The organism is Variovorax sp. WS11, assembly GCF_010499245.1.
In the GTDB taxonomy this organism is placed as follows: Bacteria; Pseudomonadota; Gammaproteobacteria; order Burkholderiales; family Burkholderiaceae_C; genus Variovorax.
Genome location: NZ_JAAGOW010000001.1, coordinates 1,254,207 through 1,266,087, shown reverse-complemented (window position 1 = coordinate 1,266,087; position 11,881 = coordinate 1,254,207). Strand labels below are relative to the sequence as shown.

The following is an 11,881-nucleotide window of genomic DNA, read 5'->3' as shown; positions in this document are numbered from 1 at the left end:
CCTACTTGGTGATGCCGGTGCGCACGAGCAGGTCGCCGACGAGCTCGAGGCGCATCAAGGGGCTTTCGAGTTCCATCAGGCGCTGCTTGAGTTCCACTGGCACGGGCAAAAGCTCGCACCAGCGGTTGGCCACCCAGCCGCAGTCGTCGAAGCGGAAGGGCGCCTGGACAGGCAGCCGCATCTGCTCGCCGCCTTCGATGCGGCGGCGCTCCTCGAGAGTGTCCACCAGCCGGCGCAGGGCATCGGAAACGGGTCGCAGATCATCGGGCACGTCGAGCGCCACGTCGTCGGGCATGGCCTCGGCCTCTGCGGTCCACAGCCCATGCTTCTGCAACTCGCTGGAGCGCAGGCGGAAGCGCTGCGTGCCGAGACAGGCGATCTGCATCAGCCCGACCTGTGGCACATCGAACTCGCGGATCTCGGCGAGCGTGCCGACCTCGGCGAAGCGCTCCGCCTCCGCACCCGGGCGCCGGACTTCCGTGCCTTGCGTCAGGCTGACCACGCCGAAGGGCGTGCCGGCCTTGTGGCATTTGCCGATCATGTCCAGGTAACGCACTTCGAAGATGCGAAGGGGTAGGAAGCCGCCGGGAAAGAGCACGGTGCCCAGCGGGAACAGGGGCAGGGGCTGCGGGAAGGGTTGAGTCGTCATCGAGGAACCTTGCGTGGCTATCATCGCATTCCGCTCACGACCGCGCGCCATGTTCTACCAGATCCCTTCGTTCCTCCTCGACGTGATCGTCGGCCTCCTCGGCGGGGCATGCCTGCTGCGCCTGTACATGCAGTACCACCGCGTGCCCTTCGGCAATCCGCTGGGGCGCTTCGTATTCGCGATCACCGACTGGATCGTGCTGCCGCTGCGGCGCATCGTGCCCGCGGTCAAGCGCTGGGACCTGGCGAGCGCCGTGGCCGCCTGGCTGCTGGTCTTGCTCAAGTTCCTGGTGCTGTGGGCGCTGATGGGCGCGCTCGAGCGCTGGGCGATCCTGCCGCTGGTGTCGCTGATCGGCCTGCTGCAGCTGACGGTGTCGGGCCTTACGGCGCTGCTGATCGTCTACGCCGTTCTCTCGTGGGTGCCGAGTGCGTCGTCGATGCTCCACGACCTGATCGCGCGGCTGGCCGAGCCGCTGGTGCGGCCGCTGCGTCGCTTCGTTCCACTGGTGGGCGGCGTGGACCTGTCGCCGCTCGCCGCCATCGTGCTGCTGCAGGTGGGCGCCATCGTGCTGGGCAGCCTGATGACGACGGTCTTCGGGATGGGCCGCTAGGAGCGGCCCCCGCGCTTCAGATGACCGCGTCCGCCGGCTGGCGCAGCAGCATCGCCAGCGTGTTGGCGACCGTCTTGCGCAGTTCGCGACGATCACAGATGAAGTCGATCGCGCCCTTGGTCTGAAGGAACTCGGCGCGCTGGAAGCCTTCGGGCAGGGTCACGCGCACGGTCGATTCGATCACGCGCGGGCCGGCAAAGCCGATCAGCGCCTTGGGCTCGGCGATCACCACGTCACCCACGAAGGCGAAGCCGGCGCTCACGCCGCCCATGGTCGGGTCGGTCAGCACGCTGATGTAGGGCAGGCCCTTCTTGGCCAGGCGGGTGAGCGCTGCGTTGGTCTTGGCCATCTGCATCAGCGACAGCAGGCCTTCCTGCATGCGCGCGCCGCCGGTGGCGGTGAAGCAGATGAAGGGCACTTTCTGCTCGATCGCGGTCTCGACACCACGCACGAAGCGCTCGCCGACCACGCTGCCCATGCTGCCGCCCATGAAGTCGAACTCGAAGCAGGCCACCACCACGTTGATGCTGTGGACCGAGCCGCCCACCACCACCAGCGCGTCGGTCTCGCCCGTGTTCTCCAACGCCTCCTTGAGCCGCTCGGGGTACTTGCGGCTGTCCTTGAACTTGAGGGCGTCGACCGGAAGGACTTCCTGGCCCACTTCGTAGCGGCCCTCGGAGTCCAAAAAGGCGTCGATTCGCGCCCGCGCGCCGATGCGGTGGTGGTGACCGCAGCTCGGGCACACGTTCTGGTTGTGCTCCAGGTCCGTCTTGTAGAGCACCGTGTCGCAGCTCGGGCACTTGATCCAGAGGCCCTCGGGCATCTGGCGGCGCTCGCTCGGGTCGGTGGGCGCAATCTTGGGCGGAAGCAGTTTTTCAAGCCAGCTCATGGGGGCTCCAGTTGGAAGTATTCGCGAAGGAGGCCTTCGCGACGAGTAGCTCCCCTCTCCCGCGAGCGGGAGAGGGGCTGGGGGTGAGGGCGCAAACCCCGCAATTATCGACCAGCCGCATTCTTGGCCGTCGCGGCCGGCAGCGCATCCAGCGCTTCCCGGATCTCAGCCAGGAATTCGCGCACCAGCGGCACCACCTGCTCGCGCGGCTGTGCGTCGATCAGCTGAATGATGCGGGTGCCGATCACCACCGCGTCGGCCGTCGAGCCCACCGCTTGCGCGCTGCGCGCATCGCGAATGCCGAAGCCCACGCCCACCGGCAGCTTCACGTGCTCGCGGATGCGCGGGATCATTCGGCCGACGGCCTCGGTGTCGAGGTGCCCGGCGCCGGTCACGCCCTTGAGCGAGACGTAGTAGACATAGCCCGTGGCGATGCGGCCGACCTGCGCCATGCGCTCGGCGGTGCTGGTGGGGGCCAGCAGGAAGATCAGGTCGATGCCGTGCGCCTGCAGACCGGCGGCGAAGTCCTCGCATTCCTCAGGCGGGTAGTCGACCACCAAGAGGCCGTCGACGCCCGCGGCCGCCGCGTCGCGGATGAAGCTGCCCTTGCCGTGCACGCCGTCGTAGCGCTCGATCGGGTTGGCATAGCCCATCAGCACGACCGGAGTCGCATCGTCCTTGCGGCGGAAGGCGCTCACCATGGCGAGCACCTGCTTCATGCCGATGCCCAGCGCCAGTGCGGCTTCGCCGGCGGCCTGGATCACCGGGCCGTCGGCCATGGGGTCGGAGAAGGGAACGCCGAGCTCGATCACGTCGGCGCCCGCTCCCACCATGCCGTGCATCAGCTCGGGCGTGATGTCGGCGTACGGGAAGCCGGCCGTGACGTAGGGAATCAGCGCCCTGCGGCCGTGCTCGCGAAGGCGCTCGAAGGTGGCGGCGATGCGGCTCACTGGAAGACCTCCGCCTTCGGCTGCGGTGCTATTCGCCTTGGGAGCGGCCCGGCGGCTCATGCTTTGCCTCCCTTCACGCTGAGGCCGCGCATCGACGGCCGGTCGTAGAAGTCCACGCCCGACAGGTCGGCCACGGTGCCGATGTCCTTGTCGCCGCGGCCCGAGAGGTTGACCAGGATCGACTGGTCGGGGCGCATGGTTTTCGCGAGCTTCATCGCATAGGCCACCGCATGGCTGGATTCGAGCGCGGGGATGATGCCCTCGGTGCGGCACAGGTAGTGAAAGGCCTCCAGCGCCTCGGCATCGGTGACCCCCACATATTCGGCGCGGCCGATGTCGGCCAGGTAGGCGTGCTCGGGGCCCACGCCGGGGTAGTCGAGCCCGGCGCTGATGCTGTGGGTCTCGGTCACCTGGCCGTCCTCGTTCTGCAGCAGGTACGTGCGGTTGCCATGCAGCACGCCGGGGCTCCCGCGCAGGATCGAGGCTGCGTGCTTGCCGCTGTCCAACCCTTCGCCGGCCGCTTCGACGCCGACGAGGCGCGTGCGCGCGAAGGGGATGTAGGGGTGGAAGATGCCCATCGCATTGCTGCCGCCGCCCACGCAGGCCACCACCACGTCCGGCTGCCGGCCTTCCGCCTCGCCGGTGATGCCCTGGGCCGCCAGCATGGCCGGCATCTGCGCGATGCACTCGTCGCCGATCACGCGCTGGAAGTCGCGCACCATCATCGGGTAGGGGTGCGGGCCCGCGACCGTGCCGATGATGTAGAAGGTGTTCTCGACATTGGTGACCCAGTCGCGCATCGCCTCGTTGAGCGCGTCCTTCAGCGTCTTGCTGCCCGACTCCACCGGGACCACGGTCGCGCCCAGCAGGTTCATGCGGTAGACGTTGGGGCTCTGGCGCTTCACGTCCTGGCTGCCCATGTAGACCACGCATTCGAGCCCGTAGCGCGCGCAGATGGTGGCGGTGGCCACGCCATGCTGGCCGGCGCCGGTCTCGGCGATCACGCGCGGCTTGCCCATGCGGCGGGCGAGCATCGCCTGGCCGATGGTGTTGTTGACCTTGTGTGCGCCGGTGTGGTTCAGGTCCTCGCGCTTCAAGTAGATCTGGGCGCCGCCCATCTCGCGGCTGGTACGCGCGGCGTGATAGATCGGCGAGGGGCGGCCCACGAAATGGGCGAGCTCGTGGCGGAATTCGGCCTGGAACTCGGGGTCGTCCTTGTATTTCGCATAGGCCTCGCGCAATTCGTTGATCGCGTGGGTCAGCGTCTCGCTGGCGAAGGTGCCGCCATAGATGCCGAAATGGCCGCTGGCGTCGGGTTGGTTGTAGCTGTTCATGGTCTCGATCGGTGGGCGGGCCGCCCGGACGATCGAACCGGGCGGCGCGCTAGGTCAATGCATCGGCCGCCCGCACGGCGGCCACGAATTCGCGGATCTTCGCGGCGTCCTTGATGCCTTTGGAGGCCTCGACGCCGGAGCTCACGTCAACGGCCAGCGACTTCGCGGCCGTGCGCAACCGGCGAATGCCATCGCCCACGTTTGCAGGTGCGAGCCCACCACTCAAGACGAGGTGAGCGTCGACGCCGTGTGGAAGAAGTGACCAATCGAATGCCTTGCCGCCACCGCCATAGGCTTCGACGTGGGCGTCGAGCAGGATGGCCTGGGCGAGGGAGTAATCGGAGGCGTATTTTACGAGGTCGAAGCCGGCCCCGGCTGCACCGAGTGGAATGCGGGCCGCACGCATGTAGCGGTGAGCGCCCCTGCCGCTGGCTTCCCAGCATTGCTCGGGCGACTCGTCGCCGTGGAACTGGGCCATGGCGCCAGCCACGGCTTGCAGGGCCGCCAGGGCTGCGGCCGCCGGCTCATTGACGAACAGCAGGACCGGTGTGACGAAAGGCGGCAGGCGCGACGCCAGATCGCGTGCGCGTTCCGCGGTCACAGCGCGCGGGCTGGCGGGGTAGAGCACGAAGCCCACCGCGTCCGCACCGGCTTCGACCGCGGCATCCACGTCCTGCTCGCGCGTGAGCCCGCAGATCTTGATGCGTGTGCGGGCGTTGGAGGGCGCGGCGGTCATGGCGGGCCATCATACGCAGCGCCTCCGGCCTGCAGGCTTGCCTCGGGCGGAAGACCCCATCCGGCGTCGTAGAGCGGCCCCAGGAAGTAGAGGCCGTTGGGCGAGAAGGTCGGCGCGGCGACCAGGCGGCTGCGGGCCTCCAGCACTTCTTGCATCCATTCCGGCGGTGCTTTGCCATGGCCGATGCGCACCAGGCAGCCCATGATGTTGCGGATCATGTGGTGCAGGAAGGCATCGGCCTCGAATTCGAAGTGCCAGCGGCAGCGATCGTTCTCGCCACGCCGCGTGATCTCGATGCGCCGCAGGTCCTTGACGGGCGACAGCGCCTGGCAGGCGGAGGCCCGGAACGAGCTGAAGTCGTGCCGGCCCAGGAGCATGCCGGCGGCGGCCCGCATCGCGTCGCCATCGAGCGGGTGGATGGACCAGCCGACCCGGCCCGCGTCCAGGCTCGGGCGCACCGGCGACTGGGACAGCACGTAGAGGTAGCGCCGCGTCAAGGCGCTGGCGCGGCAATGGAACTGGTCGGGCACGGGCTGCGCCCATTGCACCGCGATGTCGGCCGGCAGGTAGCGGTTGGTGCCGCGCATCCACGAGAAAGGCTCGCGCTCGACCGAGGTGTCGAAGTGCACCACCTGCATCAGCGCGTGCACGCCGGCATCGGTGCGGCCCGCGCAAAGGGTGGAGATGGGCTGGTCGGCGAAACGGCCGAGGGCGTCCTCCAGCTTGTCCTGGACGGTGCGGCCCGAGGTCTGGCTCTGCCAGCCGTCGTAGGCCTGGCCGTGGTAGCGGACGCCGAGGGCCAGCCTCACCGGGAGATCGGCGACTACTGGCCGCTCAGCGCAGCTGGACGAGCAGCTGCTTGGCTTCGGCCTTGACCTCGTCCGAAGCCTCGGCGGCCACTTCCTCCACCAGCGAGCGGGCGCCTTCGACATCGCCCAGCGCCTTCAGCTCGCGCGCCAGCGACAGCTTGATCGCGTGTGGGCTTTCGCCGCTGTCCTCGGCCAGCGGCTCCAGGCGGCCGCGCTCGGTGTCGGCGGGGGCGCGCAGGCCGGCCATCGAGCTCATGTCGAACTCGATGAACCCGGAGTCGCCCGGCAAGCCGGCACGCAGCGTGGCCGGCTGCGTCATCTCTTCGTCCGAGACCAGCGGTGCACGCACCGTCGTCGGCTCCAGGGCGCCCGGGGCGGTATCGAAATCGTTGTGCAGGTCGAGCTTGGCGGAGGGAGCGGTGGGGCCCGAATGGCTTCCATTCGTGACCGACACGCGCGGCACCGGCTGCGCAGGCGCGGGCACCTGGATTTGCGTCGGCGGCAGGCTGGCGCCGACATTGGCGGGCGCGAGCGGTGCAGGCTTGCTGAGGTCCAGGTCGAAGTCCAGCGGAGCGACCGAGGGCACGAAGGCCGGGGCGGCGCGGCGACCACCGGGGCGGGCGTGGGGCAGCCACCGCCGGCGCTGTCGTCACTGCCGTTGCGGCAGCCAGGGTGCCGGCGAAGGCAGCAGCTTCCGCGGGCGTCACGTTCCGGCCGCCCGACTCGTACAACGGGTTGCCGGGGTCAAGGTCCTTGCCCATCTCCACCACGCGGCTCCAGTCGGCTCCGGTGCCGCCGGTCAGCTTGTGCACGTCCGACGCCAACGCCTCGTAGGCGCGCAGATCGCGCCGCTTGGCGTGGATTTCGAGCAGCTTGAGATGGATGGCGGTGCGTTCAGGGTTGACGCGCAGCGCCTCGCGGAGGATTTCCTCGGCCTGCAGGTCGCGGCCGTAGGCCAGGTAGACGTCGGCTTCGGCCACCGGGTCGACATCGCCGGCGTCGAGCTGGCTCGGCGAGTAGGACAGCGAGGAAACGACCGAATTGCCGCGGTTCTTGGTGTCCACCGACTCGCCGCCGCTGGCGCCGAAGAAGGAGTCCTTGGGGATGCGGCTTTCGAGGAACACGCTCTCGCCGGCGTCGCGGCGCTTGCGGCCCAGGACGCGGTAGAGCAGGAAGCCGACCAGCAGCGCGATCAGCGCGGCCCCGCCGAGGATCAGCGGGTTCGCGAGCAGTTCGTCGAAGAAGCCGGGTGCAGGGGCAGGCACGGGAGCGGGAGCCTTGGCCGCGGCGGCCGGAGCTGGCGCGGGCGCCGCTGCCGGTGCGGCGGCAGCTGCTTCGGGAGCCGATGTCGGCGCAGCGGCAGGCGCTGCCGGTGCAGCTGCCGTCGCGGTGGCCGCGGGTGCAATCGCTGCGGGAAGGGCCGGTGCAGCGGGATTCGCTGCCGGCGCTGCGGCGGCGGGTGCCGCCGTGCTGCCTGGTGCGGTGGGCGCAGCGCCGGCCGGGGCCGGAGTTGCTGCCTGTGCAGTGCTTCCGGCGCCGGTGGCCGGCGGGCTGCCGCTCGCAGCTTGCAGCTTGTTCAGTTCATCGATGTTCTTCGACAGTTCGGCAACGCGCGTATTGCTTTCCTGGGCTTGGCGGCTTCGAGCCAACTGCTCCTCGGTTTGCCCGCCCGCACCGCCTTGGGTGACGCGCAGCTTGTCGGCCGCAGCGTTGGCGGCGTTGCGGTCCTCGACGTTGGCCTGCAGCTTGCCCTTTGCCTGCCGGTCGGCATCGGCGACTTGCGAGGCGGGTGCGTTCTCGGCCAGGCGGCGGCGGTAGTCGCCGAAATCGCGGCTTTGCGCCGTGACGGTGCGCTTGGCCTCCTCGCTCGGGACGGCGGCGGCCTGCGAGGCATTCGGCACATCGAGGACTGCGCCGGCCTTGATGCGATTGACGTTGCCGGCGATGAAGGCGCTGGGGTTGGCGCGCAGCAGGGCCACCAGCATCTGGTCGAGCGACACATCGGCCGACTTGTAGGCGCCTGCGATCTTGCTTGCGGTGTCGCCAGGCTGGACCGTCACCTGTTGCTCGCCCGACCCCGATCCCGATCCCGTGCGCACGCTGCGTTCGCTTGCCGCCGGGGCTGCCGGGGCAGACGCAACGGCCGGCGCAGGCGCGCGGCGCGGCGGCGCCTGCGTGACGGCCGGGGCACTGCGCGGCTCAGGTGCGGCACTGATTTGCGGGGCGGTGGGGGCGATCGGCGCGGCCGCCGTGGCGGTGCGGCTCCTCGGCGGGTCCAGCAGCACCGTGTAGTCGCGCACGACACGGCCGGAGTTCCAGTTGGCCTCGACCAGCAGGTCGATGAAAGGCTCGCTCAGCGAGCGATTGCTGGTCAGCCGCACCACGTAGCGACCGTCGGCGCGGCGCTGCAGGCTGGTCCGCACGTCGGCCAGAACCGCGTTGTAAGGCACGCCGGCCGCATTGAAGGCGTCGACCCGTGCAATGTTGACCTTCAGCCCATCGGCTTCGGCCGGCGCGATCTCCGTGACCTCGATCTCGGCCCGCAAGGGCTCGCCCAGGGCCGATTGCACATTGAGCCGACCGAGGGCCAACGCCGCGGCGTCGAAGCTCACCAATCCCAGGGCCAGAGCTACCGCTGTGCTGAGAAGAGAGAGTTGGCCGCGGGCGGGGAGGCGCGAGGTCGGGCAAATGGCCGAGAGTCGGGCCGCAGGCAACGGATGTCGTGTCATGCTGGTAGAGGGCAATTGGGCCCGAAAGTGTAAGAGGACGTTAACACCATCGCCCTGCACTGACAAGGCGACAGGCCTTATCTACCCAGTGCGCGCCAACTTCGGCACCATTTCTGCGTTGTGGCACCGCAACGCCGGGCGTCCAGAGAGCGCCCGGCGCCGCATCAGGCCTCCAGCAGGATGCGCAGCGTGCGCCGCAGCGGTTCCGCGGCGCCCCACAGCAGCTGGTCGCCGATGGTGAAGGCACCCAGGTATTCTGGGCCCATCGCAAGCTTGCGCAAGCGCCCGACGGGGATGTTCATGGTGCCGGTCACCGCGACCGGCGTCAGGTCCTTCATCGTGGCTTCGCGGGTGTTCGGCACCACCTTGGCCCAGGCGTTGTCGGCGGCGATCAGCGCCTCGACGTCGGCCAGCGGCACGTCCATCTTGAGCTTGAAGGTCAGCGCCTGACTGTGGCAGCGCATCGCGCCGACGCGCACGCAGAAGCCGTCGACGGGCGTGGCGGCGGTGCCGAAGGCGGCGCCCTGGCCGAGGATCTTGTTGGTCTCGGCGCCGGCTTTCCACTCTTCCTTGCTGGTGCCGTCGCCCAAATCCTTGTCGATCCACGGAATCAGGCTGCCGCCCAGCGGCACGCCGAAGTTGGCGGTCTCGGCGGCGCTCAGGGACTGCTGGCGGGCCAGCACCTTGCGGTCGATCTCCAGGATGGCCGACTTGGGATCGTCCAGCAGGGCGCGCACGTCGGCGTGCAGGCTGCCGAACTGCGTGAGCAGCTCGCGCATGTGCTGGGCGCCGCCGCCCGAGGCGGCCTGGTAGGTCATGCTGGTCATCCACTCGACCAGGCCGGCCTTGTAGAGGGCGCCCACACCCATCAGCATGCAGCTGACGGTGCAGTTGCCGCCGATCCAGTTCTTGCCGCCCTTGGCGAGCGCCTTCTGGATCACCGGCAGGTTGACCGGGTCGAGGACGATGATCGCGTCATCGTTCATGCGCAGGGTGGAGGCGGCGTCGATCCAGTGGCCGTTCCAGCCGGCGGCGCGCAACTTGGGGAAGACGGCCGAGGTGTAGTCGCCGCCCTGGGCGGTGACGATGATGTCGCACTTCTTGAGCGCTTCGATGTCGTGCGCGTCCTTCAGGGCGGTCTCGTTCTTCGCCATGGCCGGGGCCTTGCCGCCGGCGTTGGAGGTGGAGAAGAACAGCGGCTCGATCAGCTGGAAGTCGCCTTCGGCCTGCATGCGGTCCATCAGGACCGAGCCGACCATGCCGCGCCAGCCTACGAGACCGACCAGAGGTTGAGTTGCGTTCGCCATTTTCAGTTTGCCCTTGTGAAAAAAAGAAAGTCGTCTTTTCTTGCGCCCGGCTCGCCGAGCCGGGGAAGGGCGTGACGAAACGGGCTGCGGTTAGCCGGTAATCGTCTTTTTGGTGATGGCTGCCACCACGGCGTCGCCCATCTCGCGCGTGCCGACCTTGGTCGTGCCCTCCGACCAGATGTCTGCCGTCCGCAGGCCCTGCGCCAGCACGTGCTTGACCGCCGACTCGATCCGGTCGGCAGCCTCGGTTTGGTTCAGGGAGAAGCGGAGCATCATGGCAGCGGACAGGATTGTAGCCAAAGGATTGGCAACCCCCTTGCCGGCAATGTCGGGAGCGCTGCCGTGGCTGGGTTCGTACAGGCCCTGGTTGCTGGCGTTGAGCGAGGCCGAGGGCAGCATGCCGATCGAGCCGGTCAGCATGGCCGCCTCGTCGGAGAGGATGTCGCCGAACATGTTGCCGGTGACCACCACGTCGAACTTCTTGGGCGCCTTGACCAACTGCATCGCGGCGTTGTCCACGTACATATGGTCGAGTTCGACGTCGGGGTACTCCTCGCCGACCTCGGTCACCACGTCTTTCCAGAGCTGGAAGGTCTCGAGCACGTTGGCCTTGTCCACGCTGGTCACCCGCTTGCTGCGCTTGCGCGCGGCCTGGAAGGCGACATGGGCGATGCGCTCGATCTCGGGGCGCGAGTAGCGCATGGTGTCGAAGGCCTCCTCGGCGCCCGGGAAATGGCCGTCGGATGCCGTGCGGCGGCCGCGCGGCTGGCCGAAGTAGATGTCGCCGGTGAGCTCACGGATGATCAGGATGTCCAGGCCCGAGATCAGCTCGGGCTTGAGGCTGGAGGCGTCGACCAGCTGCTCGTAGCAGATGGCCGGGCGGAAGTTGGCGAACAGGCCCAGGTTCTTGCGCAGGCCGAGGATGGCCTGTTCGGGCCGCAGCGAGCGCTCCAACTTGTCGTACTTCCAGTCGCCCACGGCACCGAAGAGCACCGCATCGGCTTCCTTGGCCAGCTTGAGCGTGGATTCGGGCAGCGGATGGCCGTGGGCCTCGTAGGCCGCGCCACCGACGAGGGCGGACTCCGTCTCGAAGGACAGGTCCAGCGTTTCGAGCACGCGGAGAGCTTCGGCCACGATTTCGGTGCCGATGCCGTCGCCGGGAAGAACTGCGATTTTCATGAGGTCGTTCTGAAGAGATGGAGAAAGGGTCAGGCGATCAGCTGGTGGGCCAGCCAGGGCTTCTTGGCCAGGCGCTCGGCCTCGAAGGCCTGGATCTTGTCCTTGTGCCGCAGCGTCAGGCCGATGTCGTCCAGCCCGTTGATCAGGCAGTACTTGCGGAAGGCCTGCACCTCGAAGGCGATTTCGCTGCCGTCGGGCTTGACGACGACCTGGCGCTCGAGGTCGACGGTCAGGCTGTAGCCCGGAAAGGCGAAGGTCTCGTCGAAGAGCTGGGCCACCTGCGATTCGGACAGCACGATCGGCAGCAGGCCGTTCTTGAAGCTGTTGTTGAAGAAGATGTCGGCATAGCTCGGCGCGATGATGGCGCGAAAGCCGTACTGGTCGAGCGCCCAGGGCGCGTGCTCGCGCGAGGAGCCGCAGCCGAAGTTCTGGCGCGCCAGCAGGACGGACGCACCCGCATAGCGCGGCTGGTTCAGCACGAAGTCGGGATTGGGCTTGCGCGAGGCCGGATCCTGGCCCGGCTCGCCCGGATCGAGGTAGCGCCACGCATCGAACAGGTTGGGGCCGAAGCCGGTCTTCCTGATCGACTTCAGGAACTGCTTGGGAATGATGGCGTCGGTGTCGACGTTCTCGCGGTCCATGGGCGCCACGAGGCCCTTGTGCACGGTGAACTTCTGCATGGTGATGGC

The 11,881-nt window shown here is 68.5% G+C and carries 11 protein-coding genes and 1 pseudogene; 1 reads left to right on the top strand and 11 read right to left on the bottom strand.

All coding sequences use genetic code 11. The features are described 5' to 3' along the window. Position 1: 1 nt before the first annotated feature. On the bottom strand, positions 2 to 649 hold the full coding sequence (locus tag GXN78_RS06480) for an LON peptidase substrate-binding domain-containing protein (RefSeq protein WP_239142624.1): 648 nt from the start codon (positions 647 to 649) through the stop codon (positions 2 to 4). Between the two features lie 49 nt (positions 650 to 698). Here GXN78_RS06480 and GXN78_RS06475 point away from each other — a divergent pair, with 49 nt between their 5' ends. Beyond that, positions 699 to 1,259 carry a YggT family protein gene (locus GXN78_RS06475; RefSeq protein WP_106555134.1) on the top strand — a complete coding sequence of 187 codons (561 nt, stop codon included), beginning with the start codon at positions 699 to 701 and terminating at the stop codon, positions 1,257 to 1,259. Positions 1,260 to 1,275: 16 nt separating this feature from the next. Here GXN78_RS06475 and accD read toward each other — a convergent pair whose 3' ends face one another. From accD to leuD, 10 genes and pseudogenes are all read right to left on the bottom strand, one after another. After that, positions 1,276 to 2,148, bottom strand: coding sequence for an acetyl-CoA carboxylase, carboxyltransferase subunit beta (gene accD / locus GXN78_RS06470; RefSeq protein WP_106555135.1), 873 nt, complete (start codon positions 2,146 to 2,148; stop codon positions 1,276 to 1,278). A 104-nt stretch (positions 2,149 to 2,252) separates the two neighbouring features. Next, entirely contained in the window at positions 2,253 to 3,098 is an 846-nt protein-coding gene (gene trpA, locus GXN78_RS06465; protein WP_106555136.1) for a tryptophan synthase subunit alpha, read from the bottom strand. A 56-nt stretch (positions 3,099 to 3,154) separates the two neighbouring features. Then, positions 3,155 to 4,432, bottom strand: a complete 1,278-nt coding sequence (gene trpB, locus GXN78_RS06460) for a tryptophan synthase subunit beta (protein ID WP_106555137.1) — start codon at positions 4,430 to 4,432, stop codon at positions 3,155 to 3,157. Between the two features lie 49 nt (positions 4,433 to 4,481). After that, on the bottom strand, positions 4,482 to 5,168 hold the full coding sequence (locus GXN78_RS06455; RefSeq protein WP_106555138.1) for a phosphoribosylanthranilate isomerase: 687 nt from the start codon (positions 5,166 to 5,168) through the stop codon (positions 4,482 to 4,484). Further along, positions 5,165 to 5,977 (bottom strand): tRNA pseudouridine(38-40) synthase TruA, encoded by an 813-nt coding sequence (gene truA / locus GXN78_RS06450; RefSeq protein WP_106555139.1) that lies wholly within the window; start codon positions 5,975 to 5,977, stop codon positions 5,165 to 5,167. Before truA ends, GXN78_RS06455 begins: the two co-directional genes overlap by 4 nt. Before the next feature lie 25 nt (positions 5,978 to 6,002). After that, positions 6,003 to 6,224, bottom strand: a complete 222-nt coding sequence (locus GXN78_RS41070; RefSeq protein WP_239142800.1) for a FimV/HubP family polar landmark protein — start codon at positions 6,222 to 6,224, stop codon at positions 6,003 to 6,005. A 1,639-nt stretch (positions 6,225 to 7,863) separates the two neighbouring features. Then, a pseudogene (locus tag GXN78_RS41065) lies at positions 7,864 to 7,962 on the bottom strand (hypothetical protein); the annotation flags it as partial. Between the two features lie 908 nt (positions 7,963 to 8,870). Then, the gene (gene asd / locus GXN78_RS06440) at positions 8,871 to 10,013 is read right to left on the bottom strand and encodes an aspartate-semialdehyde dehydrogenase (RefSeq protein WP_106555141.1); all 1,143 of its coding nucleotides are present in this window, start codon (positions 10,011 to 10,013) and stop codon (positions 8,871 to 8,873) included. Between the two features lie 90 nt (positions 10,014 to 10,103). Then, on the bottom strand, positions 10,104 to 11,192 hold the full coding sequence (gene leuB / locus GXN78_RS06435) for a 3-isopropylmalate dehydrogenase (protein WP_106555142.1): 1,089 nt from the start codon (positions 11,190 to 11,192) through the stop codon (positions 10,104 to 10,106). A 29-nt stretch (positions 11,193 to 11,221) separates the two neighbouring features. Then, a complete protein-coding gene (leuD, locus tag GXN78_RS06430) occupies positions 11,222 to 11,872 on the bottom strand; it encodes a 3-isopropylmalate dehydratase small subunit (protein ID WP_106555143.1) in 651 nt (216 codons plus the stop codon). Between the last annotated feature and the right edge of the window lie 9 nt (positions 11,873 to 11,881).

What these genes read in the sequence shown, in the direction of transcription:
- trpB (WP_106555137.1), bottom strand. Translation starts at nt 4,432, where the DNA reads ATGAACAGCTACAACCAACCCGACGCCAGCGGCCATTTCGGCATCTAT.
- asd (WP_106555141.1), bottom strand. Translation starts at nt 10,013, where the DNA reads ATGGCGAACGCAACTCAACCTCTGGTCGGTCTCGTAGGCTGGCGCGGC.
- GXN78_RS06480 (WP_239142624.1), bottom strand. Translation starts at nt 649, where the DNA reads ATGACGACTCAACCCTTCCCGCAGCCCCTGCCCCTGTTCCCGCTGGGC.
- accD (WP_106555135.1), bottom strand. Translation starts at nt 2,148, where the DNA reads ATGAGCTGGCTTGAAAAACTGCTTCCGCCCAAGATTGCGCCCACCGAC.
- leuB (WP_106555142.1), bottom strand. Translation starts at nt 11,192, where the DNA reads ATGAAAATCGCAGTTCTTCCCGGCGACGGCATCGGCACCGAAATCGTG.
- leuD (WP_106555143.1), bottom strand. Translation starts at nt 11,872, where the DNA reads ATGCAGAAGTTCACCGTGCACAAGGGCCTCGTGGCGCCCATGGACCGC.
- GXN78_RS06455 (WP_106555138.1), bottom strand. Translation starts at nt 5,168, where the DNA reads ATGACCGCCGCGCCCTCCAACGCCCGCACACGCATCAAGATCTGCGGG.
- GXN78_RS41070 (WP_239142800.1), bottom strand. Translation starts at nt 6,224, where the DNA reads ATGGCCGGCCTGCGCGCCCCCGCCGACACCGAGCGCGGCCGCCTGGAG.
- GXN78_RS06475 (WP_106555134.1), top strand. Translation starts at nt 699, where the DNA reads ATGTTCTACCAGATCCCTTCGTTCCTCCTCGACGTGATCGTCGGCCTC.